The sequence below is a fragment of the Streptomyces viridifaciens genome (genome assembly GCF_001888885.2).
In the GTDB taxonomy this organism is placed as follows: Bacteria; Actinomycetota; Actinomycetes; order Streptomycetales; family Streptomycetaceae; genus Kitasatospora; species Kitasatospora aureofaciens.
In genome coordinates, this window is record NZ_CP090841.1 from 3,588,335 (window position 1) to 3,614,158 (window position 25,824).

Genomic DNA, 25,824 nt, shown 5'->3' on the forward strand with positions numbered 1-25,824 from the left:
CACCAGGTGACGACGCCGGGAGAGTGGTCTTCCTATGATGGGCGAATGACACCCGAGGACCGCTTCCCCGGACCTGAGCACCCCCACTCAGGCCCCCGCCACCAGCCGGACCTCGACGTGCTGCCGTACGGCACCTACTACGAACCCGAGCCCGCCACGGGCTACCAGGGCGCGCCGTACGACGCGGAGACCTACAGCGGCTACGGCGGGGCACGCTACCTGGAACAGCACTGGCCGGTCGACGGCCAGGGCCACGGGCACACCGTGCACGCCCAGGGGACCGGCACCGACCACGGGCCGGTCGACCAGTCGGCGGTCTTCTCACACCAGGGCCAGGGCCCGGGCGACTACGAGGACGCCTACGAGACGGCCGGGTACGAGGGCGGCTACGACGCCCAGGACCACCCCGGCTACGAGCCCACCCTGCCCGACCAGCCCTCCCCGGCCCTCCAGCTCGCCGACCGCGACGACCCGCCGACCATCGAGCTCGGCCCGCCGCTGCCCGACCCCGCCGCCCCGACCTACCCGTACCCGGCCCCCGGCCCCGGCGAGCCGCCCGGCCCGGTGTACGTGGTCGGCGACGTGCACGGCTACCTCGACGAGCTGCGCGCCGAACTGCACCACCAGGGCCTGATCGACGCCGACGGCCACTGGTCGGCCGGCCGCGCCCGGATCTGGTTCCTCGGCGACTTCACCGACCGCGGACCGGACGGCATCGGCGTCATCGACCTGGTCATGCAGCTCGCCGCCGAGGCGGCCGCGGCCGGCGGCTACTGCCGCGCCCTGATGGGCAATCACGAACTGCTCTTCCTCGGCGCCCACAAGTACGGTGACGAGCCCGTCCAGTCCACCGCCGGGACCGCCTCCTTCCTCGCCGCCTGGCGGCTCAACGGCGGCCAGCAGAACGACCTGGACCGGCTGGAGGCCCACCACATCAGCTGGCTGTCCCGGCTGCCCGCGATCGGGCTGGAGGACGGGCACCTGCTGCTGCACTCCGACACCACCGCGTACCTGGAGTACGGCGAGTCCATCCCCGACGTCAACGACGCGGTGCACGGCGTGCTCGCCGACGGCGGCGTGGACGAGTGGTGGGACTGCTTCCGCCGCTTCACCAAGCGCTTCGCCTTCCGCGGCGACGCCGGCCCGACGGCCGTCCACGAGCTGCTCGACACCTACGGCGGCTCCCGGATCGTGCACGGGCACAGCCCCATCCCGTACCTCACCGGCGCGGTGCACGCGGACGACGGGCAGCCGCCGCACATCCCGGGGCCGTACGTGTACGCGGACGACCTGGCGGTGGCCATGGACGGCGGGGTCACCATGGAGGGCCGGCTGCTGGTCGCCAGGCTGCCGATCTGACGGCATGACGTTCAGTCAATAACCGCTCGCCGCCGGAACAGTTGTTCCCGGCGCTCGGGCCCCCGCACGCGCGCCGCCCGGGGCGCGAAATTCCGGAAACCGACTGTCAGCACGGCCACACCCGCCCCTACCATGAGGCACACCACACCCGGCCGCCCGTCCGGCGGCCCGCCTCCGCGCCCGCCCCGGCGTCCCGAGGGTGTCCCGCGTCCCCGATGCGGCCCCACGTCCTCGCTGCCGGCCGGGGTCCGCATGAACGGGGTCCCCATGTCCAACCCCCCGCCGCTGCACGCCGAGGACCGCCCGGAGTACGAGCGCCTCCTCGGGGAAGCCCTGCGCGACCGCACCGTCCTCACCGCCCTGCGCGCCCCCGGCGCGCTCACCGCCGACCAGTTGCGCGTCCTCGCCCTGCGCGACGCCGACACCGTCAACACCGCGGCCGGCACCGAGTACGCCCACTACACCGCGCTGCGCGAGAGCCTGCGCGCCACACCCCCGCCGCCGGCCGACGTCGAACCGTACGCCCCCGGCCTGCTCAGCCAGCTGCGCTCCACCAACGGCGGCGCCGGGCTGTTCCCCGTCCTCACCGTGCTCACCCCCATCCTGGCCTGGTCCGCCGGACTGGTCCTGCTGCTGGTCGGCTACCTGCTGCGCGCCGTCGACTCCGGCCTCCTCCTCGGCCGCTCGATGGTCACCGCCGGCTGGGTCGCGCTCGCCGCCGGGGTCGCCGCGATGGCCGTCGGCGTCGTCGGGCTGCTGCTCACCGCCATACGCGACGGCGCCGCCGCCGTCCCGGCCGGCACCGATCCGGAGCTCGCCGCCGAACTCGCCGCCGCCCGCGCCGAATGGCGCACCGCCCTGCGCGAGCGCGGCCTGCTGCCCTACCTCCACACCCGCCTGCCGGCCGTCCCCGGCCGCCCGGCCCCCGGCTTCACCGGCCCCGGCTACAGCCCGCCCGCCTTCACCAGCCCCGGCCCCGACGGCCTCACCGGCGCCGACGGCCGCACCCCCCGGCCCGCGGCCTTCACCACACCGGACTTCACCGGGCCCGGCTACACCCCGCCCGACTTCACCGGACCGGACGACGTCGGCTGACGCCGTGGGCACTGTCCTGGGGACTGCCGCCGTAGCCCACTCGGGAGCCCCGGCCTCCGCCCTGCCCCACCCCGGCCCCACCCCGGGCCCGGCCCCGGTTGCCGGCCCGCTCAGAAGCCGGTCGGCAGCCGGGGGGTGTACGGCGCCTCCAGGGCCGCGCGCTCCGCCCCGGTCAGGTGGACGTCGAACGCGGCCGCCGCGTCGTCCAGGTGCCCCGGTCGGGTGGCGCCGACGATCGGCGCGGTGACCAGCGCGTTGCCCAGCACCCAGGCCAGCGCGACCCGCGCCATCGGCACACCCCGGGCCCCGGCGACCGCCTCCACCGCGTCCACGATCGGCCGGTCGACGTCCGCGAAGAACCGACCGGCCACCGCGTCCCCCGCAAAGCGCGCCGTCGACTCCCCGTACGGACGGGCCAGCCGGCCCGAGGCGAGCGGGCACCACACCAGGCTCCCCACCCCCTGGTCGGCGAGCAGCGGGAACATCTCCCGCTCCTCCTCCCGCTGCACCAGGCTGTACTGGTGCTGCATCGACACGAAGGCCGGGCCGCCGTCCCGGACCGCCGCGTGCCGCAGCTTCGCGAACCGCCAGGCCCACATCGAGGAGGCGCCGACGTACCGGACCTTCCCCGCCGCGACCACCTCGGCCAGCGCCGCCACGGTCTCCTCGACCGGGGTCACCGGATCGAAGCGGTGCAGTTGGAACAGGTCGATGTGATCGGTGCCGAGGCGGGTGAGCGAACCGTCGACCTGCTCCAGGACCGCCCGCCGGGACAGCCCCGAACCGCCCGGGCCGTCGTGCATCGGCAGGCCCGCCTTGGTCGCCAGCACCACGTCCTCGCGCCGGGTGTAGCGCCGCACCGCGCGGCCGACCAGCTCCTCCGAGGCGCCGCCGCCGTACACGTTGGCGGTGTCCCAGAGGGTGATGCCGAGCTCCACCGCCCGCCGGAACACCGGCGCGGCCGCCTCCTCGTCCAGCGCCCAGGGGTTGTGGCCGCGGCCGCTGCCGCCGAAGCCCATGCAGCCGAGCGCGATCCGGCTGACCACCAGGTCGGTGCCGCCGAGCTTTCCGTATTCCATCGTGTTCCCCGTCTTCCTTTATCGGGCTCTTCTGCTGGACCTGTGGGTGCGATCACGTGAGTTGGGCGGCGGGGCAGGTTGGGGCGGTTGCCGCCGAGGCTGAGCGCCCGAGAAAGCCGTGGACTACACCTTCGGCCTCTATCTCGGCGACCCCATGCCCTGATCGACGCCCCTCCAAGAACTTCCGCGGAGCAGCGCTGGGGCCCGTCCGCCGGGCGCCCGCGCCGCGACAACCCGACGCCCCCAACGGCCCTGACGGGCTCCCGGTGCGGCGTCGGGCGTTCCGGGCCGCCGGGCCAAGTGATACGTGTCACTTCGGGAGGTTCGGTGCAGCAGGCCGCGGTGAGGGGCCGTCATGGGTGTGGGAACGCTGAAGGAGGAGAACATGAGTGCATCGGCGGGCGGCTGGTGAGGCTGGGCAGGCGCGGCAGGGACACCCGACAGATCGACTTCGTCGAGTTCGTCCAGCATCGCTCCGCAGCACTGTTCCGGACCGCCTACATCCTGACCGGAAGTCAGGACAGTGCGGAGGACCTGCTGCAGGAGGCGCTGGAGAAGGCATGCCGGCACTGGAAACGGGTGGCCGTCGCGGACTCGCCGGAGGCCTACGTGCGCCGGATCGTGGTCAACCTGGCCAACGACCGGTGGCGCAGACTCCGCCGGGCCGGTGAGCACTCGAACCTCGCGGACCACGTCGACCCCCGTGACCCGTACCGGCTCGTGGACCTTCGTGACGAACTGGTACAGGCGCTCCACGCCCTGCCGATCGGGATGCGCACCGTCGTGGTGCTGCACTACCTGCATGACATGGGCGACCAGGAGATCGCCGACACACTCCGGATCTCATCCTCCGCCGTGCGCTCACAACTCGCCCGCGGGCTGGCCAAACTCCGCACCGCGGTGCCCCGGTCCGAATCGCCCGCGCCCGTACCGGACGACGGCCGGCCCACTCCTCTGCCCCAGTTCGAAGGTGCGTGATGACCTCGTTCCCGCCCGACGGCCACCTCGGCTCCACCCCGGACCCCAACCTGAGAGAGGCACTGATCCAGGCCATGGACAACTTCGCGAACGACCGGCACCCTCCTGCGTTCGACGGCGCCGCCATCCTGCGCCGCACCCGCCGTCGGCGCGCACTGCTCGCGGTCACGGCCTCGGCGGCCGCCATCGTCCTGACCGCTGGCACCGCCTTCGCGCTGCACGGCTCCGACCAGTCCCCGGTCCGACCTGCCTCCGCCCCGCCGGTAGCCTCCGGGACACCCTCTCCCGCGCCGCCGGAGCCGACCTCCACCGCCTCCCCCGCCACCGACACCTCCGCCACCGCTTCCCCCGAGGCTCCGATGGGAAGCGCCACGCCCTCCCCCGGCACCCGCACCGAACCAGCGCCCGGCGACCCCTCCGTCACCGTCCCCGCAGTCCTCGGCATGCCCCAGGCCCAGGCCGAGAACGTCCTCACGGAAGCCGGACTGAAGATCGAGCACGTCCAGAACTTCACCGACTGGAAGACCCCGGCCGGCGCGGTGATCAGCAGCGAGCCCAGGCCTGGCACCGTCGTCGCCCCGGGCACCGCCGTCGCCCTTTTCGTCTCGAAGGGGAAGCCCTGACGTCACCGGCCCCCGAACCGGCGGACGGCCCTACGGGGCGCCCCCGGTGGGCGCCGACCGGTCGCGTCAGGCCGGTTCGGCGATCAGGGCGGTGCCGACCGGCCGGAAACCGACGCGGGCGTAGACACGGGCGACGTTCTCGTCCGCGGCGGAGAGGAAGCCGGTGCGGACGCTGCGAGCCCGGACGCCGCGAGCCCGCGATCGCGGCGGCCAGGGCGGTTCGTCGGCGTCGCGTTCTGCAGCCGAGCCGGTTGCTCGACGGGCGGGCGCCACAGGCGGCTTCTGGCTCGGAGTAAGGAAGCTCAGGTGACAGGAGGGGAGGGCAGGATGACGGCGCAGGTCGATCACGGGGCGCTGTTCGCCGCTACTCCGAGCCCGTACCGGGTGATCGTGGACGGTGTCGACCGCGATGTCGGCGGGCGAGGGTGATCTCGCTACCGGTTCGGCGGTTGCCGCCGGATCCGCGCCCGTTGTCGCGCCTGTCCAAGGACGACAGGCTCCTGTGCCGGTGACGTCCGCGACGACTAGGACGAAGGACACGAGCGTGTGAACCTCGCTGAAATTCTTTTCGCTGCCGCCCCGTCCCGCCCTCTCCCGTCTCAGGCCGGGTACGGCGCGGCGGCCCGGGCGTTCTTCAACGCACCCGCCCACCAAACCAGTTGGTCGAGCATGGCCTTGGCGTAACCGGCGGCCTGCGGGTCGTCGGGTCGGCCGTCCGTCCACGCGGTGAAGTAGTTCGGGAAAGAGAGGCCGTCCCGGATGGTCACCGCGTGCAGTTCGGTCAGGACGTTCTCCAGGTGCAGCACCGCGTGCCGGCCGCCGGCGGCGCCGCCGTAGCTCACGAAGGCGACCGGCTTGGCCGTCCACTGGGTGAAGTGCCAGTCGATCGCGGCCTTCAGCGATGCCGGGTAGCTGTGGTTGTACTCGGGTGTGACGATCAGGACGGCGTCCGCGCCGTCCAGGGCCCGGGTCAGCCCCGCCATCCCGGCCGGGCGGGGATAGTCGGCGCCGGCGAACTTCGGCGGGGCGGCGGGCAGCGCCAACGGCAGCTCAAACTCCGCCAGATCGACCACCTCCACCTCGAACCCGCCGTGGGCTACGGCCTGTTCGGCCACCCACGAGGACACCACCGGGCCGAACCGGCCCTCCCTGACACTGCCGACCAGGACCACCAGCTTGTACGTGTTCTTCTCCATGCCCACCACCATCCGCCCGCCCGCCGGTGCCAGCCAGACCCTGCCCAGGCTGGCCCCCGCAGGGCCACCCTCCGCGCCCGCCCCACCCGTACGCTCGTCATATGGGCACACCCCTGGGGGACTTCATCCGCGCCAAGCGCGACAGCATCCAACCCGAGACCTTCGGCCTGCCGGACCACGGCCGCCGCCGCTCACCCGGACTGCGCCGCTCCGACCTCGCCATCCGCGCGGGCATCAGCGTCGAGTACCTCACCCGGATGGAACAGGGCCGCGACCGCAACCCCTCCACCGCCGTGGTCAACGCCCTCGCCGACGCCCTCAGCCTCGACCCCGCCGAACGCACCCACCTGCGCTACCTCGCCAAGATCACCGGCGGCGCCTGCCCCCACCACGTCCGCCCGACCCCGCCCTCCCGCGAGGTCCGCCCCGCCGTCCGCGAGACCCTCCGCCTCCTCGAACCCGGCATCGCCGCCGTCACCAACCGCCTCGGCGACGTCCTCGCCCACACCCCCGGCTACGCCGCCGTCCTCGGCGCCGCCGGCCTGCTCGACCACCCCGCCCCCAACCTCACCCGCTACGTCTTCACCGACCCCCGCGCCCGCACCCTCTTCCCCGACTGGGACGACATCGCCGACGAACAGGCCTTCGACCTCTGGCTCGGCCCCTCCGTCGAGAACTCCGAATGGCTCAGCACCGAGCTCGCCCCCGTCGCCGGCCCCGAGTTCACCCGCCGCCTCGCCAACCAACTCGTCCCCCGCCGGGGCCCCCTCCGTCTCCACCACCCCACCGGCCCCGAACTCCGCCTCCACCGCGAAACCCTGGAGTTCCCCGCCGACGCCCAACAGCTCCTCGTCCTCCTCCCCGCCGACCCCGAAACCGCCACCCACCTCACCCGACTGACCCGCCCGGCCGGCCCCCACCTCCGCGCCATCTCCTGACCCCGGCCCCCTACCACCCCGCTCCGCGAGCCGAGCACTGCACAGCCGCGCCCCCACCGGCCACATCCGCCGTGGCCCGGATGAACTCCCGCACCCGCCCAGTGGTGTTGGACGGAAGCCAGATCGGCCCGCGCTCGATCAGCGGGGCGTCGTGGATGGGGACGTAGGCGAGGTCGGGCCGGGGGTAGTACTGGCGGCAGTGTTCGCCGACGGGAAGGACGCCGCGGCCCATGGCGACCAGGCTGAGCATCTCGGAGAAGGTGGCGCCGGAGGGCCCCTTGGGGACGGGACGGCCGGAGGGGGTCCGGTCGGGGGTGCGGTCGCGCTTGAAGCCGATCGAGGTGACCGCCGGGTACTGCACCACCGGGTGGTCCGCGAGCACCTCCAGCGACACCGACGCCTCGGCCGCCAGTGGATGCCCGGCCGGGACGGCCAGTGCGCGTCGCTCGGCGAGCAGGACCGGGCCGAGCGCCATGCCGTCGAACGGGTACGAGGCGACCAGGATGTCGATCGACCCGTCCTCGAGGCTGGAGCGGGAGTTGGAGAGCTGTGCCTCCCGGACGTCCACCCGGCAGTCCGGGTGCCGCTCGCCGAACAGCGCGACCGCCCTGAGCAGCACCGGTGCCGTCCACTCGCCGAGGAACGCGACCCGCAGCTCGCCGGTCACCCCCTTGCCGGCGTCGACCGCCCGCCGCAGCGCCTGCTCCATCGCGGCCACCACCGGGGCGAGGTCCTCGGCCAGCTGCCGCCCGACCGGGGTGAGCCGTACGGACCGGCTGGTGCGGTCGAACAGCGCTGCGCCGACCTGGCGTTCCAGCTTTCTGACGATCTGGCTGACCCGACCGGTGGTGAGGCCCAGCCGCTCGGCGGTCCGGCCGAAGTGCAGTTCCTCGGCGAGTGCGAGGAAGACCTCGGTCTCCAGCCGCTCCAGCATGCCGCCCCCGTTCCTGCCGTCATGCGACCGGCATCGTTCAATCCAGCTCAATGATCGTTCGGCGATCCGGGATTGATGATCGCTCCCGTTCGGAGGATCGTGGAACCCGCCCCCACCGATCCCACACCACCGGAGCCGATCACATGCGCGTCGTCGCCCTCGACCACCTGGTCCTCAACGTCGCCGACATCGAGCGGTCGCTGGCCTTCTACACCGGTCTCCTCGGCCTGGAGCCGGTCCGGGTCGAGGAGTGGCGGGCGGGCAAGGTCTCCTTCCCGTCCGTCCGGGTCTCCCCCGGCACGATCATCGACCTGTTCGACCGCCCCCGGCACGAGTCCAACGTCGACCACATCTGCCTCACCGTGGAGCCTCTCGACTGGCAGGAGGTCGTCGACTCCGGCGTCTTCACCGTCCTCGACGGCCCGGGCCCCCGCTACGGCGCACGCGGCACCGGCACCTCCCTCTACGTCCAGGACCCGGACGGCAACACCGTCGAGCTCCGCTGGTACCCCCAGAACGCCGGCGAGGACACGGAATGACCACCGGCGGAGCACACGGTGACCGACACCCGTCGCCCGGCTCGTCGAGGAAGGTTCACCGGCGCGCCCGGTGACCGGTCTGCCGGTCCAGCCGCTGGCGCGCCCGCCTGGCCGCGGTGAGCTGGCGCACGAGTTGGTGGAGCGAGATGACACCGGTGAGCGGCGGCAGGCCGGAGACGACGACGGCGGACAGCGTCCAGGGGACGTCGGCGACGCACAGTCCGGCGGCGAGGCCGGAGAAGAGCACGACCACCACCCAGGAGTGGAACGGCTGACGCCCGTGCTGGACGGCGCGCAGGACCGACAGACAACCCGCGAGCCACGGTCCGTAGACGACCACCGGCCACACCTGTGACAGTCCGCGCGGCACCCGCGAGAAAGCCAGTTCCTGGAGGGGCCCGTAGGAGAACACCAGGCCCAGCGCGCAGGCCGCGGTCACCGCCAGCGCCGTCAGCGCACCGCAGGCGGAGCTGACCAGGCGGGGCCAGGCCGGGCCGGGGAAGGGAGGGCGTCGGCGGTGCCGGGAAGTCGACGGGCCCACCGGGCCCACCGGGCCGACCGGTCCGCCCGTCCCACGAGTCCCGGACGGCTCGACCGGGGATCGCGGAGGCGGCACGAACGCCGTCTCGTTCTCCCAGCCGGCGGCCGACGCGACGACGGGGCTGAACGCCTGCACGTCACCGGGCACGGCGCCGAGGCCGTAGGTGGAGCCGTCGTCGTACCAGTCCGCGGAGCAGGGCTCCTCGCGGCCCCGGTCCCCGGGAGCGGCCCAACCCCCGTGGTTCGCCTCGCCGTAGCCGCGGGCCCCGTACGCGCCGAGGAGTTCGGTCATCCGGTCGTACACGGCAGGCTCCCCACATGGTCGTCCGGCTGCGGATCGGCCCGGCGGCCCGCCCGGCCCGGCACGGAACAGCTCGATGGCACCGGTGGCGTCACGATTCCTCCGGGAAGAGCAGGGCGCCGATCCGCGCCGCGAAGTCGCTCTCCAGCTGGCCGATCTTCCGCACGAGGTCGGCCAGCGGACGCGAGGTGTGCGACAGGACGACACGCTCGCCGTTGCGCGACAGGTAGCCGGTGGACACGTCGCCCACGGCGTTGCGGCGGTCGGGGACGAACAGCCATGTCCCGAGCGGGGCGATCGGCTCCCGCATCGGAGGCGACGGGGCGTAGGGCAGGCATGGTGAAGTCACGCGTACATCAACGAGAAGCGGCGGGCACGGTTTTACGACGTACGGGCGTCCTTCCATATTCGATATCGGAGATGCTCTGCAAAATTACCCAGGCCGAAGAGCCGGGGGGTGAATATTTTCCCGCCGCCCGCGGAGTTCGCATGAGGGGTCGACCCGAAGCGCCGGAGCACGGGTAATCCTATACTCACCGGCGGTGCTGCTCGCCAAAAATCCCCAAGTAAAACAATGACAAGAGAAACGTTTCTTCTTTTCGCGCGATGCTATGTTTCCGACTTGCCCTTGGCATATCCCTCGGCTCGCGCCGGGTCGAACGGCCCCTGGGAGGCTTCTTGCTGTCCTGGAAGGAATACCTGGAAGCGGTAATGCTGCATCGCCAAGGATGGTCGATAATCAGAATCTCCCGACACCTCGGGCGTGATCGGAAAACCGTGAGGTCCTACCTCCGGGGAGAGCGGACCCCTGGCATCAGAATTCCCCCTCGGGACGGATTCCTCCAGTTCCTGCCGTACTGTCGCCATCGTCTGGCGGAGGACCCGCACCTGGCTGCCACCGTCCTCTTCGACGAGGTCGTCGAGCTCGGCTACGGGGGCGGCTACTCGACCTTCACCGGGGCCCTGCGCAAACACCAGGCCAGGCCGCGCTGCCGGCAGTGCCACGACCTGGCCGTGGCCGCGAGCGGGCGGTCCGATCCCGTGCCGGCCGAAGGGACCGTCGAGTTCGACTGGCTTCGGCTCCCCGATCCGCCGCCGTCCTGGGGCTACGGCCACCGGGCGGGGCTGCTGGTGGGTTCGCTCCCCGGCCCCGGCCCCGCCGCAGGCGCGGGCTGCCGCATCGGCCGCTGGGCGGTGGCGCTGGCGGAGGACCAGGAGCTGCCCCACCTCGTCGAAGCCGTCGACACCGTGCTGAGACGGCTCGGTGGTACCGCCGGATGCTGGCGGTTCGGCCGGACACCGACCGTGTGGGGCCCGCGAACCGACCGGGTGACGCCGGAGTTCCGGCAGGTGGCCGAGCACTACGGCGTGCGCGTCGAGTGCCGGCTGCCGACCGACCAGCGCTCCTCCACCCGCCGGACCCTGGACGAGGCCGTCCGCTCGTGGTGGCGCGGGCTGCCGGACGACACCAGCCTCCGTAACGCCTGGGACGATCTGGACCGGTGCGCCGCACGCCTGGACGCCCGGTGGGGAAGCACCGACACCCCGGCACTTCGGAAGCTGCCCACGCCCTACCCGGCCCGTGTGCGTGTCCGCCGCACCGTCACCGCCCAGGGCCTGGTGCCCTTCCGCGGCAACTTCTACGCCCTGCCCGAGCACCTGGTCGACGCGCCGGTGGAAGTCCGCCGTCGCCTCGACCAGTCCCACCTGTCCGTCGCCACCCCCGCCGGCGCCGTGATCGCCCGCTGCCCCCTCGCTCCGGCGGAGGCCGGGCTGACGGTCGTCGAACACAGCAGCGCCATCACCGTGCTGGAGCGCCACCCGGCACCGGTGCCCCCCGACGCCCCGCTCTGCCGGCGGAACACGCCGCGTCCACCGTCCCCCCGGGCCCTGGCCGAAGCCGACGCGCTGCGCGCCCGGTTCGCACTCCAGCCCACCCACCGGCCCGACGGGGAAGGCGACGCCCCGACGCCACGGGTGCCCGCCCCACGGGCCCGCCCGGCCGGCGGCACCGGGAGCTGATCGGCCGGCCCACGAGCCCCACTGCCCGCTCCCGCCGGGTCACCGGACGCCGGTGACCCGGCGGGTGAGCGGCCCTCCGACGAAGGCACCACCGGGACGCGCTGCGCCGACTAAGGGCGAACCGAAGCGAAGACCTCGATGTCGCACTTTGCCGCCCCGCTGCGCTTGATCCTCGCGTCGCTGGTGATCAGCGGTACGCCGAGGGCTTCCGCCAGGGCGACGTACTGGGCGTCGTAGGCGCTGAGGTTGGCGTGCAGCTTCTTCACTCTGTCCCAGAACGGCAGCGTCTCCCGTTTGGCGATGGGAAGCATCCGGTAGGCGAAAACCGCCCTTTCCACCTCCCTCTCGGTCAGCTTGCCGCCACGCTGCATGCCGAGCAAGGCCGACTGGATCTCGTAGTCCAGGAGGGTGGGAGCGTAGACGTCCCCCGCCTCGGCCACACGGCTCCGGATGAATTCTCCGTCGGGACTGTGGGCCGTGAGGACCAGGACCAGAGCGGAACAGTCGATAACGATCAACGCCCGGCTCGTCCCTCGTCGATGGCAGCGACGATGTCGGTGGCGCTGACGCGGGCGGTGGTCTCCCGGTTCAGCCGCTCCATCATCTCCGCCATCGTCGGCTTGGACACTTCCCTTGCGATCAGGTCCTGCATGAACGCCTGGAGCGACTTGCCGGCCTGGGCTGCGCGGATCTTCAGGGTCTGGATCTGATCGTCAGGGACATCCCGGATGGTGAGCGCTGGCATATCTGCACTCTAGCATCAGTAGCTGCAAAATGCAGATGCCAGCCGGTCGGCGCCGGTTCAAGCGACGAGCCCTCTCCCGGCATCCGGAAGAGGGCTCGCAAACGGGCAGGGGCGTCAGTCGGCCAGCGGGAGGTAGACCCGGTTGCCCTGAGCGGCGAACTCGGCGGACTTCTCGGCCATACCGGCCAGAGCCTCGGCGTCGAACTCGCTGGAGACGGCCGTCGAGCCGTCGCCGTGCTCGTCCCGGATCTTTTGACTGATCTTCATCGAGCAGAACTTCGGGCCGCACATCGAGCAGAAGTGGGCCGTCTTGGCGGGTTCGGCGGGGAGGGTCTCGTCGTGGAAGTCCCGGGCGGTCTCCGGGTCGAGGGCCAGGTTGAACTGGTCCTCCCAGCGGAACTCGAAGCGGGCGTCGGAGAGGGCGTCGTCCCAGGCCTGGGCGCCGGGGTGGCCCTTGGCGAGGTCGGCGGCGTGGGCGGCGATCTTGTAGGTGATCACGCCGGTCTTGACGTCGTCCCGGTTGGGCAGGCCCAAGTGCTCCTTGGGCGTGACGTAGCAGAGCATCGCGGTGCCCCACCAGGCGATCATGGCGGCGCCGATGCCCGAGGTGATGTGGTCGTAGCCGGGGGCGACGTCGGTGGTGAGGGGGCCGAGGGTGTAGAACGGCGCCTCGTCGCAGATCTCCTTCTGGAGATCCATGTTCTCCTTGATCTTGTTCATCGGGACGTGTCCCGGGCCCTCGATCATCACCTGGACATCGCGCTCGCGGGCGATCCGGCCGAGCTCGCCGAGGGTCTGCAGTTCGGCGAACTGCGCCTCGTCGTTGGCGTCCGCGATGGAGCCGGGGCGCAGGCCGTCACCGAGCGAGAAGGTGACGTCGTAGGTGGCCAGGATGTCGCAGAGTTCCTCGAAGTTGGTGTAGAGGAAGTTCTCCCTGTGGTGCGCCAGGCACCAGGCGGCCATGATGGAGCCGCCGCGCGAGACGATGCCGGTCTTGCGGCGCGCGGTGAGCGGGACGTACCGCAGCAGTACGCCGGCATGGACGGTCATGTAGTCGACGCCCTGCTCGCACTGCTCGATGACGGTGTCCCGGTAGACCTCCCAGTTCAGCTCCTCGGCCTTGCCGTCGACCTTCTCCAGGGCCTGGTAGAGCGGCACGGTGCCGATCGGCACAGGGGAGTTGCGCAGGATCCACTCGCGGGTGGTGTGGATGTTGCGGCCGGTGGAGAGGTCCATGACGGTGTCGGCGCCCCAGCGGGTGGCCCAGGTCATCTTCTCCACCTCCTCCTCGATCGAGGACGTGACGGCGGAGTTGCCGATGTTGGCGTTGATCTTCACCAGGAAGTTGGTGCCGATGATGGCCGGCTCCACCTCGGGGTGGTTCACGTTGACCGGGATGACGGCCCGGCCGCGAGCCACCTCCGCGCGCACGAACTCCGGCTCCAGGCCCTCGCGCAGCGCCACGAACTCCATCTCCGGCGTCACCACGCCCCGCTTGGCGTAGGCGAGTTGGGTGACGGCGGCGCCGCCGCGACCGCGCAGCGGGCGGCGTGGGCGGCCGGGGAAGACGGCGTCCAGGTTGCGCAGGTTGCCGCCGCGCGGCGAGGTGTGCTTGATCCCGTCGTCCTCGGGGCGCGCCTCGCGGCCGTCGTACTCCTCGACGTCGCCGCGCTGGCGGATCCAGGCGTCGCGCAGGGCGGGCAGGCCGCGCCGGACGTCGGGCTCGTAGGCGGGGTCGGTGTACGGACCGGAGGTGTCGTACAGCGGGACGGTCCTGCCGTTGGTGAGCTGCACCTCGCGGTACGGCACCCGCAGGTCCGGGCGGGACCCGTCGCGGTACGCCTTGCGCCAGGCCGGCGTCGGGTAGCCGGTGCGCTCACTGCTGGGGGCGCTCTGGGCAGACTGCGGCTGTGCTTCGAACGTGGTCATCTGACCTCTACTCCCTACGCCGGCATTACCCGGTCAGGTTCCTGCGGTCGACGCAGCCGTCGGTACGTCCGTCGACGTCCCGGTCAGCGCCCTCTCAGCCCGGTGCTCCGAGCTCCCGCGTCGCAGGCGGTGTTGCCTGCACATGACGCCCAACACCGTAGCGAGCCGATCGCCGCAGGTCCAGACGGTCCCCGAACGGAACCGGCCAAGGAACCGGCCAGGGAACAGCCGAGGAACCTGGCGCCCGAAGGCGCCGCGAAGGCCGAGGCCCGGCCCCCGCGGACGGGGTACCGGGCCTCCGGAGGTGCTCCGCGCGGCGCGCGGAGCGGGGTCAGCTCTTGGCGGCCTTCTTCACCAGGATCACCACGGCGGCCGCGATGCCGACGACCACCAGCAGTTTGATCACGATGCTCAGCAGGGCGCCCACCACGCCGAACACGAAGGCGATGACGTTCCAGGCCAGCACCAGGACCAGCACCGGGATGACGATGTTGCGCACCCAGGAGGGCAGCGACTTCCAGAGCTCAGCCATGTCGGTTCCTCTTCTCCCCTCGGGGTCGGCTGCCGTCCGGTGCCGCATCCCGCTTGCTTTCGATGTGTCGATCGTACGGTGGCGCAAGCGGCGGAACGAGGGCCGACAGCCCGGAGAGAACCCCGAGATCACCCCGATCCGACCCCCCGGGGCGACCCCCGAGAAACGGCCGGGGCCGGGGTCAGACCGGCCAGCGTTCCCCGCGCCAGGCGGCGTCCCAGAACATCCACTCGTAGCGCGAGGTCGTCCTGAAGTGCTCGACCACCCGACGCCGTTCGGCCGTCGAGAGCTCCTCGCCGAGCCGGTCGGTGAGCGCCAGCACCCGGCGCACCACGGACTGGAAGGCCTCGTCGCCGTAGGTGGCGATCCACTTGGCGTACAGCGGGTCGGGGGAGCCCTGGGCGAGCAGCGCCTCGCCGACCCGGGCGTAGATCCAGTAGCAGGGCAGCACCGCGCCGAGCGCCTCGGCGAAGGAGCCGCCGTAGACGGTGGCCAGCAGGTAGCTGGTGTAGGCCCGGGTGGTCGGCAGCACCGGTTCGGCGGCGGCCTCCTCGGCGCTGCCGCCGAAGGCGGTGAGGAACTCGGCGTGCATGCCCTGCTCGGCGGCCAGCGCGCCGACCGCGTCGTCGGCGAAGGCCCGGACGTCCTCCTCACCGGGTGCCTTGGCGGCGCAGACGGCGAGCGCGCGGGCGTAGTCGCGCAGGTAGTGGGAGTCCTGGACGACGAAGTGGCGGAAGGCCTCGCGCGGCAGGGTGCCGTCGGTGAGGCCGCCGAGGAAGGGGTGGGCGAGGATCTCGGCGTAGATCGGCTCGATCGACGCCCAGAGTTCCTCGGTCAGGGTCCTGGTGCTCATGCTGCGACCCTAAGGCGTGCCCGGTCCCTCAGTCCTCCGGCGGGGAGAACACCACCAGCACCCGCAGCTCCTCGGTGATGTGGTGGAACCGGTGCGGGGTGCCGGCCGGGACGTAGACCACGCTGCCGCGCCCGACGGTCGCGGTCTCGGCGCCGACGGTCAGCTCGGCCCGGCCGCTGATCACCTGGTAGATCTCGTCCTGGTCGTGCGCGGTCTGGGTGTCGGTGTCGCCGGGGGAGAGCGCGTACAGCCCGGCGGACATCCGCGGTTCGCGCAGGAACCGCAGGTACGCGCCGTCGTTGGCCGCCCGCTCCGCGTCCAGTTCGTCCAGCCGGAACATCTTCACCGCTGCCGTCCTCCTCCGCCCGGTCCGCCACGCAGGTCCCGTCCGTCACGCCGGGACATGTCCGTCACGTGGGCCCCGTCCATCCCGTCCGTCCCGTCCACCGGGCGGACCAGGGGCATTCAACACCAACTCGTCCGGGGGGAGCTTCCCCCGGGGCGGGGCGCCTGCCAGGCTTGGGCGGCATGAAGGGTTTCGTCATCAAAACACTGATCAACGCGGCGGCCATCTGGGTCGCCGCCTGGATCGTCAGCGGCATCCAACTCGCCCAGGGCAACGCCGACTGGCAGCACAAGGCCCTCACGGTGCTCGGCGTGGCCGTGGTCTTCGGCCTCATCAACTGGCTGATCAAGCCGGTGGTGAAGCTGTTCTCGTTCCCCTTGTTCATCCTGACGCTGGGCCTGATCACCTTCGTGATCAACGCCCTGATGCTGCTGCTCACCTCCTGGGCGTCCAACCGGCTGGAGCTGGACTTCCACGTGGTCGACTTCGGTGCGGCGCTGTTCGGTTCACTGATCATCAGCCTCGTCGCCTGGGGCCTGCACCTGGCCCTGGACGACGACTGACCCCGTCGTACGGCTCGTCGCCCACGACGATGCGGAAGGGGCCCGTGCCCGGGTGGTCCACCGGGTACCGGCCCCTTCGCCGTTCCCGGCCGCTCAACCCGCGTCGCACCCTCCGAGGATTTCCGCGAGCCGGGCGTCGAGCTCCCGCCCGATGCGCTCCTGCCCCATCGGCACCAGCCGGTCGGTGCGCGCCAGGAAGGCGATCAGCGGCGCGGCCGGGGCGTGCAGCACGGCGTCCCCGTGGGGGGAGTGCAGCGCGATGCGCACCTCCGAGGGCTCACCGTCGAGCGGGTGGATGTGCACGTCGCCCTCGCCGGACGGGCCGCCGAGGCCGTCCAGCAGCAGCTCGCGCGCGAACACCCAGGTGACGGGGGCGTCGCCGGGCAGGTTGAAGGCGAACCGGACCGCGTACGGATCGGTGGGCTCGTACGCCAGGTCCGCCACGATGCCGAAGGACAGCTCGGGCGAGACCACGAGGTTCATCACCAGGCGTCCCTGGACTGTGCTGTGCTGCATGGCGCCAGTACCTCTCCTCTGCCCGGCCCCGGTGTGTGGACGAGGGTTCCACCGGCGGGGCCGGACCTGCTTCGGACGGTTTCGTGCGGGCCGACGGGCCCGGAAGCCGAACGGCGGACTTCTCGGAACGCCCGTCCGGGTCGGCGTTTCGACCTCCGCCCGGCGCGGGAGACTCCCGCACAACGCTCCAGCCCCGGAGGTCGCCATGGGCCCCGACAACCGAACCCCGCCACCACGCCCGGTGGTCAAACGGACCGCGCGGGCGATCCTGCTGGAGCTGGACCCGGACGACCCGTACGGCCCGGCCTCGATCGTGCTGATCCGGCGGGTCCGGCCCGGGGCGCCGCACCCGTACTGGATCACTCCCGGCGGCGGGGTCGAGCGGGACGACCGCACGGTGGTGGAGGCGCTGCACCGCGAGGTGGACGAGGAACTCGGCGGCAAGATCGTGGACGTGGTGCCCGCCTTCGTCGACACCATCAGCCACCCCCTCCCCCAGCCTCCGGCCGGGGGGACCCCCATCGACGACGGCACCCTGCTCCACCCGCACGGGGTCAAGGTGCAGCACTTCTTCGTCTGCAGGCTGGCCTCCATGGACCTCAGCCGACGGCACGGGCCCGAGGTGACGGACCCGAACGGCGAGTACCAGGTGGTCCGGCTGCCGTTCACCCGCGAGGGCGTGACCTCGGTGAACGTCGTCCCGCCCCGGCTGCGGGCGTACCTGGCGGCCAACATCGAGGGCATCCGCGCGCTCCTCGCACCCGATCTCGGGTGATCACCCGGAGGCCCGCTCGCCCACCAGGTCGTGCCGGATCCGCTCGGCCGGCAGTCCCATCCGCAGCAGCACCCCGACCCCGCGCCGGACCATCGCGGGCGGCCCGCTGAGGACCGCCTCCCGGCCGCTCCACGGGCCGAACCGGCCCACCACCTCCGGCAGTTCACCGGTCAGCGCGCCCTCGGCCGGGCCGGCGCCGGACAGCACCGGCCGTACCGTCAGCCAGGGCAGGCGGCCCGCCAGGCCGCGCAGCGCGTCCAGCTCGTACAGCTCGGCGGCGTGGCGGGCCCCGTAGAACACCTCGACGCTGCGGCCCGGTCCGCCGTGCCCGGCCGCCTCCTCGACCAGGGCGCGGATCGGCGCGATGCCGGTGCCGCCGCCGAGGCAGAGCAGGTCGGTGCCGGCGGCGTGGTCGACGGTCATCGCACCGGCCGCCGGGCCCAGCCGCAGCACGTCACCGGGGGCGGCCCGGTGCACCAGCGCGTTGCTCACCCAGCCCGCCTGGACGGCCTTGACGTGGAAGGTCAGCAGTCCGTCCGGGCGGGGCGCGGAGGCGAAGGAGTAGTGCCGCCAGACCCGCGGCCACCAGGGCGTCTCCAGGCTGCAGTACTGGCCGGCCCGGAAGGGGTAGGCCTGGTCCGGGCGGACGGTGAGCACCGCGACGTCGCGGGTGCGGCGCTCGTGACGCACCACCTCGCCCTGCCACCAGGGCGGCGAGGTGCGGGCGTCCTCCTCGGCGGCCTCGATCATGATGGTGGAGATCAGCCGGTAGGCGCGGCGCCAGGCCAGTTCGGTGTCGTCGCCCCAGCGACTGCCCGCGTAGCGGGCGAGCGCCTGCACCAGGCACTCCCCCACCGGGGCGTAGTGGCCGGTCAGGGTGCCGTAGCGGCGGTGGCCGCGGCCGAGCGCGCCCATCCGGGCGCGCAGCGCCGCCGGGTCCTCGGCGCCGCGGGCGGCGGCGAGCAGGGTACGGAACAGCCGGTCGCGCTGGACGTCCATGGCGGCGGGGAAGAGCGAGCGGACCTCGGGGTGCCGGAGGAAGAGCAGGGCGTAGAAGTGCGCGGTGGCCCGGTCGGCGACCGGCTCGACGACGGCGAGGCTGGCCCGGATCAGCTCGATGTCCTGTGCGGTGAGCGGGAGTTCGGCGCTTTCAGCGCTTTCCTCGCTCGAAACGGCGACGGGCAGCGCGACCGGGAGCCGCGGGACGGGCGGTTGCGGGACGAGCTGCGGGACGGGCGGCTGCGCCGCCCATGCGCTGCTCCGACTGTCACCGGATCCGGCCCAGTTGAGCCCGGGTGCGTCGGTGAAGAGGGGCTGGAAGGCGGGCGCGGTGCCGGTGGTCGAGGGCGTCTCGGGGTGGCTGGGCCCGGGAACGGCCGGCGGCTGGGCGGGCGGCGGCGGAATCACCGGCACCGACGGCCGTACGGGCTCCGGCTCGACTGCCGCCACCGGATCGGAAACCTGCCCCTGCGGCAGGCCCGGCACGGCGGCAGCCCCCGCCGAGCCGAGCCCGGTACGGATGAGGAGTGTTCTGCGGGACTTCACCGCTGCGTTTCGAGTACCCAAGAGAATCGTTTCGCCTCCGGCCGGCCTGCGCCACCACCTGGCTTGTCTCTGCTGACGCCTAGGCAGCGTGGCACGTCCGAAAAGCTCATCCGACAAATCGCGCGAAGCCCGGACACCCGACCCGGGAACGCGCTACTCTCACTCGATCGGTGGTCGCCCTGAGTGCCGAGCAGCACACCCAGGGCGACCCCGCCCCGATCGGTACGGTGGGATCACAGCTGCCGCAGCAGCATCCCCGGCTGCTCGACGCAGTCCGCAACGAACCGCAGGAACCCTCCCGCCGTACCACCGTCGCAGACCCGGTGGTCGAAGGTGAACGACAGCTGCGTCACCTCGCGCACCGCCAACTCCCCGTCGTGCACCCAGGGTTTGGCCACGATCCGACCGACCCCGAGCATCGCCGCCTCCGGGTGGTTGAGGATCGGAGTGGATCCGTCCACGCCGAACACCCCGTAGTTGTTCAGCGTGAAGGTGCCGCCGGTCAGTTCGGCCGGGGTGAGCGAACCGCTGCGCGCGGATTCGGTCAACCGGCCCAGCTCCTCGCCGAGTTGCTCGGTGCTACGGGCCTGCGCATCCCGGACCACCGGGACGACCAGTCCGCGTTCGCCCTGCGCGGCGAAGCCCAGGTGCACCGCCGAGTGCCGGACGATGCCGGAACCATCCTCCGTCACACTGGAGTTGAGCTCGGGGAAGCGCGCCAGCGCGACCGTGCAGATCCGGGCGAGCAGCGCCAGCACGCTCACCTTCGGCCCCGGCGTGGAGTTCAACTGCCGCCGCAGAGACATTAGTTCGGTGGCGTCCGCGTCCACCCAGCAGGTCGCGGCGGGGATCTCCCGGTGGCTGCGGCTGAGCTTCTCCGCGACAGCCTTGCGCAGCCCGCGCAGCGGGACGACCCCGTCCTGCGCGACCGCCACGGGCGCGGCGGGCGCCGGAGCGGCGACCTTGGCCGCGACCGCGCGCTCGACGTCCGCCCGCATGATCAGCCCGTCCGGCCCGCTGCCGGTGAGTGCGGTCAGGTCGACCCCCTGCTCCCGGGCCAACCGCCGTACCAGCGGCGAGATCACCGGCACCACGACCGGAGCCGCAGGAGCAACGGGCTCAACCGGTTCAGCAGGGGCAACCGGTTCAGCAGGGGCAACCGGAGCCGCCACCGCAACAGGAGCGGGAGCCGAAGCCGGAGCAGCAGCAGCCCCCACCCGACGCCGCCGCGCCCCCCTGCTCTCGACGACCCCGTACCCCACCAACGGCCGCTCGACCTCGGCAGAAGAAGCAGAAGAAGCAGGAGAAGAAGCAGCCGTGTCCGCCGCCCCGCCCCCCGCCGAAGCCACCGCGACCGTCACCAACGGCGCGCCCACGGCGATCTCCTCGCCCTCCGCGCCGTACCGGGCGGTGACCACCCCGCCGTACGGGCAGGGCACCTCCACCACGGCCTTGGCCGTCTCCACCTCCACCACCGGCTGGTCGACCGCGATCACCTCGCCGACCTCGACCATCCAGCGCACCACCTCCGCCCCGGTGAGCCCCTCACCGAGGTCGGGCAGCCGGAACTCCCGTACGACGGGCATCATCCTCAGTCCTCCCACTGCAGCCGGGCGACCGCGTCCAGGATCCGGTCCACCCCGGGCAGGTGGTGGTGTTCGAGCATCGGCGGGGGGTAGGGGATGTCGAAGCCGGTGACCCGCAGCACGGGCGCCGCCAGGTGGTGGAAGCAGCGCTCGGTGACCCGGGCGGCGATCTCCGCGCCGGTGCCGCCGAAGCCGCTGGCCTCGTGCACCACCACGGCCCGGCCGATCGAGCGCACCACCCGGGTGACGGTCTCGTCGTCGAAGGGCACCAGGGTGCGCAGGTCCAGCACGGCGAGGTCCCAGCCCTCGGCCTGCGCCGCCTCGGCCGCCTCCAGGCAGACCGGCAGCGAAGGACCGTAGGTGATCAGGACGGCCGACGTGCCGGTGCGCCGCAGCACGGCCCGGCCGATCGGCTCGACCGGCGCCGCCGGGTCGAACTCGGCCTTGCCCCAGTAGAGCCGCTTGGGCTCCAGGAAGACCACCGGGTCGTCGGAGGCGATCGAGGCGCGCAGCAGCCCGTACGCGTCGGCGACCGTCCCCGGGGTGACCACGTGCAGGCCGGGGGTGCTGGTGTAGTACGCCTCGGAGGCGTCGCTGTGGTGCTCGACGCCACCGATGCCGCCGCCGTAGGGGATGCGCACGGTGATCGGCAGCGGGAGCCTGCCCGCCGTGCGGTTGCGCATCTTGGCGACGTGGGAGAACAGCTGCTCCAGCGCCGGGTAGGCGAACGCGTCGAACTGCATCTCGACCACCGGGCGCAGCCCGTACATCGCCATGCCGATCGCGGTGCCGAGGATGCCGGCCTCGGCGAGCGGGGTGTCCAGGCAGCGGTCGGCGCCGAACTCGGCGGTGAGCCCGTCGGTGATCCGGAAGACGCCGCCGAGCGCGCCCACGTCCTCGCCGAGCACGTGGACCGTCGGGTCCTCGCGCAGGGAGTCCCGCAGGGCGGAGTTGAGCGCCTGGGCCATCGAGGCGGTACGGGCGGCAGAGGTGTGCCGCGCGGCGGCTCCGCCGAGGGTGGGGGTGGGCGACGGGTGGGATGCCGTGGACATCAGTGCTGCACCTCGGCCTCGGCGGCCAGCTCGGCGGACAACTGGGCGGCCTGCTCGCGCAGTTGGGGGGTTGGCTCGGCGTAGACGTGGGTGAACAGCGCCATCGGGTCGAGCTCCGGGTCGGCGTGGAACTCGGCCCGCATCCGGGCCGCCAGCGCCTCCGCCTCGTCCGCCGCGTCCTGCGCCAGCCCGTCGTCCAGCAGGTGCAGTTCGCGCAGCGCGCGGTCCATCAGCAGGATCGGGTCGTGCTCCCGCCAGGCGTCCACCTCGGGCTCGGTGCGGTAGCGGGTGGCGTCGTCGGCGTTGGTGTGGGCCTCGATCCGGTAGGTCAGCGCCTCGACCAGGGTCGGGCCCCCGCCGGCCCGGGCACGCTCGACGGCCTCGGTGAGCACGGAGTGCAGGGCGGGCGCGTCGTTGCCGTCCACCAGTCGGCCCGGCATGCCGTAGCCGACGGCCTTGTGGGCCAGGCTGGGCGCGGCGGACTGGGCGCTGAGCGGGACGGAGATCGCGTAGCCGTTGTTCTGCACCAGGAAGACCACCGGGGCCCGGAGCACGGCGGCGAAGTTCAGCGCCTCGTGGAAGTCGCCCTCGCTGGTGCCGCCGTCGCCGAGCATGGCCAGCGCGACCACCGGCTCGCCGCGCAGCCGGGCGGCGTGCGCCAGTCCGACGGCGTGCGGGGCCTGGGTGCCGAGCGGGGTGCAGAGCGGGGCGGTGCGGCTGGCGCGCGGGTCGTAGCCGGTGTGGGCGTTGCCGCGCAGCAGGGTCAGCGCCTCCAGCGGATCGACGCCCCGGGAGACCACGGCGAGGGTGTCGCGGTAGCTGGGAAACAGCCAGTCGCGCTCGCCGAGCACCAGCGCGGCGGCGATCTGGCAGGCCTCCTGGCCGGTGGAGGCCGGGTAGACGGCGAGGCGGCCCTGCTTGGTCAGGGTGGTCGCCTGCTGGTTGTAGCGCCGGCCGACGACGAGTCGCCGGTAGAGCTCACGCAGCAGCGCCGGGTCGTGCTTCTCCAGCGCGGGGGTGCCGAGCACCCGGACGGGGGAGACGTCCGGGAGGAGGGGGGCCGGATCGGTGCGCGGGGCGGTCGCTCCGGGCATCCAGCCGGGCACGCCCGTGTGGTGTCTGTGGTCGAGAACGGTCATCTCGGGGCACCTCCATGGGTGGCGGGGGCTCCCTACCGATTGTTCGGTCGTCTGTTCATCTTGACCAGAAGCGTGACAAGGTGGTGGACATTCGGCCTGAGCGGCGGTCGACTGGTGGCAGTGCGTCCAATCGGTGAGGGTGGGGGGTCATGTCGGCTGAACAGATGTCCAGACTCGACCGGGTCGACCGGTCGATCCTGCGGCTGCTGCAGCAGGACGGTCGCGCCTCCATCCGCTCGGTGGCCGAGCGGGTGCACGTGTCCCGGGCCAACGCGTACGCCCGGATCTCCAGGATGGTCGAGGACGGCATCATCCGCGGCTTCACCGCCCGTGTGGACCACGAACGGGCAGGCCAGGGCGCGTCCGCGTACATCACCCTGAAGATCGTGCAGAACTCCTGGCGCACCGTGCGCGAGCAGCTGCTGGAGCTGCCCGGGGTCGCCCACATCGCCCTGGTCGGCGGGGACTTCGACGTCCTGCTGCTGGTGCACACCGCCGACAACCACGCCCTGCGGGAGCTGGTGCTCAACCGCATCCAGTCCATCCCGCAGGTGCTCGGCACACGAACCATGCTGGTGTTCGAGGAGACCGACCAGGTGCCCCCGGACTAGTGGGGCGTCAGCGTCAGCCGCGCGGTCAGCCGCGCGCCCGCAGCCCGTCGAAGGCCAGGTGCACCACGGCGTCCGCGACCCCGTCCGCCGCCTTCAGCCCCGGGCGGTACCACTCCACGATCGAGTTGATCATCCCGAACAGCAGCCGGGTGGCCAGCCGCGGCTCCACGTCCCCGCGCAGCGCGCCGTCCGCGACGGCCGCCCGCACCAGCTCCGCCACCTGGTGGTCGAAGTCCCGGCGCCGCTCCAGCGCCCACAGCTCGGTGGCCGTGTTCCCGCGCACCCGCAGCAGCAGCGTCACGTACGGCAGCTCGGCCAGCAGCACCTCCGCGGTGCGCCGCACCACGTGCGCCAGCCGCTCCACCGCCGGACCCTGCACCGCGGCCGGCTCGGCCAGGATCGCGAACAGCCCGTCCAGCGCCCGCCCCACGGCCAGCCGCAGCAGCTCCTCCTTGCCGCGGACGTGGTGGTAGATCGAGGACTTGGAGATCCCGGCCGCCCGGGAGAGGTCCTCCATCGAGGTGCCGTCGTAACCCCGCTCGTTGAACACGTCGACGGTCACCGCGAGCAGTGACTCGACGGTGTAGGCGGTGCGCGTGGTGTGATCGGCCATCCTCCGAGTATCCCCGGACGGCCCACGGGCCACTCGATCGGGTCCGGTTGGTCCACACCTCCTGAAAAGGGCAGGCCCTAGAATCTGCGGACGATCGTCCACGTCCAGCAGGCTGGGGTCCACAGCTGATGAACGCAATACCGGCAGTCTCCTCCGACGTGCCCGACCAGCGCAGCGAGGAGCCGGCGGACGTCCCGCACCCCTGGCAGGAGCGCACGCGGGCCCTGGTGATCCGCTTCGGCCCGGCCGTGTGGTGCTACGCCGTGCTCAAGCTGATCGGCTTCGCGGTGTTCATGAAGCTGCTCTCCTTCGCCGGCGACTACGCCAAGAAGCCGCCCCGGTTCGGCGGCGGCGCCCACGCCTGGGACGTGCTGGCCAGCTGGGACGGCTGGTGGTACCAGCAGGTCGCCCAGTTCGGCTACCACCCGGCGCTGATCCCGATCCCGGGCGGCCAGCCCGGCTTCACCATCGAGCAGAACTCGGCCGCCTTCTTCCCGCTCTACCCGGGCCTGATGCGGCTGACCTCGGACGTCACCGGTCTCGGCCTGTACGGCGCCGGGATGCTGGTCTCGGTGCTGGCCTCGCTGTTCGCCGCCGCCGGAATCTACGCCGTGGTGGACAAGCTGGCCGGCCCCCGGGCGGGCGTGATCGCCGCCGGCATCTGGGCGATCGCCCCGGGCTCCGGCGCCGAGTGGGCGGTCTACTCGGACTCGCTGTTCGTCGCGCTGGCCGCCTGGGCCTGCTACTTCACGATGACGAAGCAGTGGGTCGCGGCCGGGGTGGTCACCCTGGTCGCCGGGCTCAACCGGCCCACCGCGGCGGCGCTGATCGGCGCCGTGGGCCTGGCCGCCCTGGTCGAGCTGTACCGGCGGGAGAGCGGGGTGCTGCGCCCGCTGGCCGCGATGCTGCTGGCCCCGCTGGGCCTGCTCGGCTACGTGGCCTGGGTGGGCTGGAGGACCGGCGAGTGGGGCGGCTACTTCCGCATCCAGCACGACGCCTGGCTGCACTACTTCGACTGGGGCCAGGGCACCTGGCAGGCGATCCGCGGGGTGCTGCTGGGCCGCAGCGACTACCCCTTCGCCTTCCCGGTGCCGGACCTGCTGGCCACCCTGATCGTGTTCAGCCTGCCGGTGCTGATCGTGCTGCTGGTCCGGCTGCGCCCGCCGCTGGTGCTGACCGCCTACACGCTGGCCACGATCGTCTCGGTGCTCGGCAGCCTGGGCATCTTCGGCAACGTCTCGCGCTACCTGCTGCCGGCGTTCCCGCTGTTCATCGCGCTCGCGGTGGGGATGCGAAAGCTCAGCTGGCCGGTGCTGGCGGCCGTGCTGGGCACCGGCGCGATCGCCTCGGGCTGGTACGCCGGGTACGTGATCTTCGAGCTGGGCGTGCCGTAGACCGGCCCGTCGCATCAGACG

The 25,824-nt window shown here is 72.5% G+C and carries 28 protein-coding genes; 11 read left to right on the forward strand and 17 right to left on the reverse strand.

The window, feature by feature from the left end; genetic code table 11:
- The first annotated feature begins 45 nt into the window (after positions 1-45).
- Both BOQ63_RS23035 and BOQ63_RS23040 read left to right on the forward strand, forming a co-directional pair.
- Positions 46-1,359 carry a metallophosphoesterase gene (locus tag BOQ63_RS23035; protein ID WP_305953122.1) on the forward strand — a complete coding sequence of 438 codons (1,314 nt, stop codon included), beginning with the start codon at positions 46-48 and terminating at the stop codon, positions 1,357-1,359.
- 267 nt (positions 1,360-1,626) lie between these two features.
- Positions 1,627-2,454 (forward strand): hypothetical protein, encoded by an 828-nt coding sequence (locus tag BOQ63_RS23040; RefSeq protein WP_050366665.1) that lies wholly within the window; start codon positions 1,627-1,629, stop codon positions 2,452-2,454.
- A gap of 110 nt (positions 2,455-2,564) precedes the next feature.
- Here the strand turns inward: BOQ63_RS23040 and BOQ63_RS23045 are convergent, their stop codons facing one another.
- The gene (locus tag BOQ63_RS23045; RefSeq protein ID WP_072654889.1) at positions 2,565-3,533 is read right to left on the reverse strand and encodes an aldo/keto reductase; all 969 of its coding nucleotides are present in this window, start codon (positions 3,531-3,533) and stop codon (positions 2,565-2,567) included.
- A 444-nt stretch (positions 3,534-3,977) separates the two neighbouring features.
- On the opposite strand from BOQ63_RS23045, the gene BOQ63_RS23050 reads away from it, so the two are divergent.
- Positions 3,978-4,511 carry a SigE family RNA polymerase sigma factor gene (locus tag BOQ63_RS23050; protein WP_072656331.1) on the forward strand — a complete coding sequence of 178 codons (534 nt, stop codon included), beginning with the start codon at positions 3,978-3,980 and terminating at the stop codon, positions 4,509-4,511.
- Positions 4,511-5,134, forward strand: a complete 624-nt coding sequence (locus BOQ63_RS23055; RefSeq protein WP_072654890.1) for a PASTA domain-containing protein — start codon at positions 4,511-4,513, stop codon at positions 5,132-5,134. The genes BOQ63_RS23050 and BOQ63_RS23055 overlap by 1 nt, the downstream gene beginning before the upstream one ends.
- A gap of 599 nt (positions 5,135-5,733) precedes the next feature.
- On the opposite strand, the gene BOQ63_RS23060 is transcribed toward BOQ63_RS23055, so the two are convergent.
- Positions 5,734-6,330 carry an NADPH-dependent FMN reductase gene (locus tag BOQ63_RS23060; protein ID WP_072654892.1) on the reverse strand — a complete coding sequence of 199 codons (597 nt, stop codon included), beginning with the start codon at positions 6,328-6,330 and terminating at the stop codon, positions 5,734-5,736.
- A 101-nt stretch (positions 6,331-6,431) separates the two neighbouring features.
- Here BOQ63_RS23060 and BOQ63_RS23065 point away from each other — a divergent pair, with 101 nt between their 5' ends.
- Entirely contained in the window at positions 6,432-7,268 is an 837-nt protein-coding gene (locus tag BOQ63_RS23065; RefSeq protein WP_072654893.1) for a helix-turn-helix domain-containing protein, read from the forward strand.
- A gap of 10 nt (positions 7,269-7,278) precedes the next feature.
- Here BOQ63_RS23065 and BOQ63_RS23070 read toward each other — a convergent pair whose 3' ends face one another.
- Positions 7,279-8,202, reverse strand: a complete 924-nt coding sequence (locus tag BOQ63_RS23070) for a LysR family transcriptional regulator (protein WP_051746502.1) — start codon at positions 8,200-8,202, stop codon at positions 7,279-7,281.
- Between the two features lie 143 nt (positions 8,203-8,345).
- Here BOQ63_RS23070 and BOQ63_RS23075 point away from each other — a divergent pair, with 143 nt between their 5' ends.
- On the forward strand, positions 8,346-8,741 hold the full coding sequence (locus BOQ63_RS23075) for a VOC family protein (protein ID WP_072654894.1): 396 nt from the start codon (positions 8,346-8,348) through the stop codon (positions 8,739-8,741).
- Between the two features lie 55 nt (positions 8,742-8,796).
- On the opposite strand, the gene BOQ63_RS23080 is transcribed toward BOQ63_RS23075, so the two are convergent.
- The gene (locus tag BOQ63_RS23080) at positions 8,797-9,585 is read right to left on the reverse strand and encodes a DUF2637 domain-containing protein (RefSeq protein WP_050366666.1); all 789 of its coding nucleotides are present in this window, start codon (positions 9,583-9,585) and stop codon (positions 8,797-8,799) included.
- 88 nt (positions 9,586-9,673) lie between these two features.
- Entirely contained in the window at positions 9,674-9,892 is a 219-nt protein-coding gene (locus BOQ63_RS23085) for a hypothetical protein (RefSeq protein ID WP_030278192.1), read from the reverse strand.
- A 401-nt stretch (positions 9,893-10,293) separates the two neighbouring features.
- Here BOQ63_RS23085 and BOQ63_RS23090 point away from each other — a divergent pair, with 401 nt between their 5' ends.
- The gene (locus BOQ63_RS23090) at positions 10,294-11,604 is read left to right on the forward strand and encodes a Mu transposase domain-containing protein (RefSeq protein WP_157846565.1); all 1,311 of its coding nucleotides are present in this window, start codon (positions 10,294-10,296) and stop codon (positions 11,602-11,604) included.
- 110 nt (positions 11,605-11,714) lie between these two features.
- Here the strand turns inward: BOQ63_RS23090 and BOQ63_RS23095 are convergent, their stop codons facing one another.
- From BOQ63_RS23095 to BOQ63_RS23120, 6 genes are all read right to left on the reverse strand, one after another.
- Entirely contained in the window at positions 11,715-12,122 is a 408-nt protein-coding gene (locus BOQ63_RS23095; protein WP_072654895.1) for a type II toxin-antitoxin system VapC family toxin, read from the reverse strand.
- Positions 12,119-12,349: a FitA-like ribbon-helix-helix domain-containing protein gene (locus BOQ63_RS23100; protein WP_030278195.1), complete on the reverse strand. Its 231-nt coding sequence runs from the start codon at positions 12,347-12,349 to the stop codon at positions 12,119-12,121. Before BOQ63_RS23100 ends, BOQ63_RS23095 begins: the two co-directional genes overlap by 4 nt.
- A 114-nt stretch (positions 12,350-12,463) precedes the next feature.
- On the reverse strand, positions 12,464-14,278 hold the full coding sequence (thiC, locus tag BOQ63_RS23105; RefSeq protein WP_030278196.1) for a phosphomethylpyrimidine synthase ThiC: 1,815 nt from the start codon (positions 14,276-14,278) through the stop codon (positions 12,464-12,466).
- A 331-nt stretch (positions 14,279-14,609) separates the two neighbouring features.
- Positions 14,610-14,810, reverse strand: a complete 201-nt coding sequence (locus BOQ63_RS23110) for a DUF5326 family protein (RefSeq protein ID WP_030278197.1) — start codon at positions 14,808-14,810, stop codon at positions 14,610-14,612.
- A 181-nt stretch (positions 14,811-14,991) separates the two neighbouring features.
- Positions 14,992-15,663 carry a thiaminase II gene (gene tenA, locus BOQ63_RS23115; RefSeq protein ID WP_030278198.1) on the reverse strand — a complete coding sequence of 224 codons (672 nt, stop codon included), beginning with the start codon at positions 15,661-15,663 and terminating at the stop codon, positions 14,992-14,994.
- Between the two features lie 28 nt (positions 15,664-15,691).
- The gene (locus BOQ63_RS23120) at positions 15,692-16,009 is read right to left on the reverse strand and encodes a cupin domain-containing protein (protein ID WP_030278199.1); all 318 of its coding nucleotides are present in this window, start codon (positions 16,007-16,009) and stop codon (positions 15,692-15,694) included.
- 182 nt (positions 16,010-16,191) lie between these two features.
- Here BOQ63_RS23120 and BOQ63_RS23125 point away from each other — a divergent pair, with 182 nt between their 5' ends.
- On the forward strand, positions 16,192-16,572 hold the full coding sequence (locus tag BOQ63_RS23125) for a phage holin family protein (RefSeq protein WP_030278200.1): 381 nt from the start codon (positions 16,192-16,194) through the stop codon (positions 16,570-16,572).
- Between the two features lie 93 nt (positions 16,573-16,665).
- Here BOQ63_RS23125 and BOQ63_RS23130 read toward each other — a convergent pair whose 3' ends face one another.
- Positions 16,666-17,088, reverse strand: coding sequence for an SsgA family sporulation/cell division regulator (locus tag BOQ63_RS23130; protein ID WP_030278201.1), 423 nt, complete (start codon positions 17,086-17,088; stop codon positions 16,666-16,668).
- Positions 17,089-17,293: 205 nt separating this feature from the next.
- On the opposite strand from BOQ63_RS23130, the gene BOQ63_RS23135 reads away from it, so the two are divergent.
- Positions 17,294-17,863, forward strand: a complete 570-nt coding sequence (locus tag BOQ63_RS23135; RefSeq protein ID WP_030278202.1) for an NUDIX domain-containing protein — start codon at positions 17,294-17,296, stop codon at positions 17,861-17,863.
- Here BOQ63_RS23135 and BOQ63_RS23140 read toward each other — a convergent pair whose 3' ends face one another.
- The 4 genes from BOQ63_RS23140 to BOQ63_RS23155 all read right to left on the reverse strand — a co-directional run bounded on the left by BOQ63_RS23140 (position 17,864) and on the right by BOQ63_RS23155 (position 23,185).
- Complete coding sequence (locus tag BOQ63_RS23140) at positions 17,864-19,312, reverse strand: globin domain-containing protein (protein WP_223886022.1); 1,449 nt, start codon at positions 19,310-19,312, stop codon at positions 17,864-17,866.
- A gap of 329 nt (positions 19,313-19,641) precedes the next feature.
- Positions 19,642-20,994, reverse strand: a complete 1,353-nt coding sequence (locus BOQ63_RS23145) for a dihydrolipoamide acetyltransferase family protein (RefSeq protein ID WP_030278204.1) — start codon at positions 20,992-20,994, stop codon at positions 19,642-19,644.
- Positions 20,995-20,999: 5 nt separating this feature from the next.
- A complete protein-coding gene (locus tag BOQ63_RS23150; protein WP_030278205.1) occupies positions 21,000-21,962 on the reverse strand; it encodes an alpha-ketoacid dehydrogenase subunit beta in 963 nt (320 codons plus the stop codon).
- An 83-nt stretch (positions 21,963-22,045) separates the two neighbouring features.
- Positions 22,046-23,185: a thiamine pyrophosphate-dependent dehydrogenase E1 component subunit alpha gene (locus BOQ63_RS23155; protein WP_030552735.1), complete on the reverse strand. Its 1,140-nt coding sequence runs from the start codon at positions 23,183-23,185 to the stop codon at positions 22,046-22,048.
- Between the two features lie 149 nt (positions 23,186-23,334).
- Between BOQ63_RS23155 and BOQ63_RS23160 the strand changes: the two genes are divergently transcribed.
- Positions 23,335-23,796, forward strand: coding sequence for an Lrp/AsnC family transcriptional regulator (locus BOQ63_RS23160; RefSeq protein WP_030278207.1), 462 nt, complete (start codon positions 23,335-23,337; stop codon positions 23,794-23,796).
- Between the two features lie 25 nt (positions 23,797-23,821).
- Here the strand turns inward: BOQ63_RS23160 and BOQ63_RS23165 are convergent, their stop codons facing one another.
- Positions 23,822-24,409, reverse strand: coding sequence for a TetR/AcrR family transcriptional regulator (locus BOQ63_RS23165; protein WP_072654898.1), 588 nt, complete (start codon positions 24,407-24,409; stop codon positions 23,822-23,824).
- Between the two features lie 128 nt (positions 24,410-24,537).
- On the opposite strand from BOQ63_RS23165, the gene BOQ63_RS23170 reads away from it, so the two are divergent.
- Positions 24,538-25,803 carry a glycosyltransferase family protein gene (locus BOQ63_RS23170; protein ID WP_078866930.1) on the forward strand — a complete coding sequence of 422 codons (1,266 nt, stop codon included), beginning with the start codon at positions 24,538-24,540 and terminating at the stop codon, positions 25,801-25,803.
- Positions 25,804-25,824: the final 21 nt, after the last annotated feature.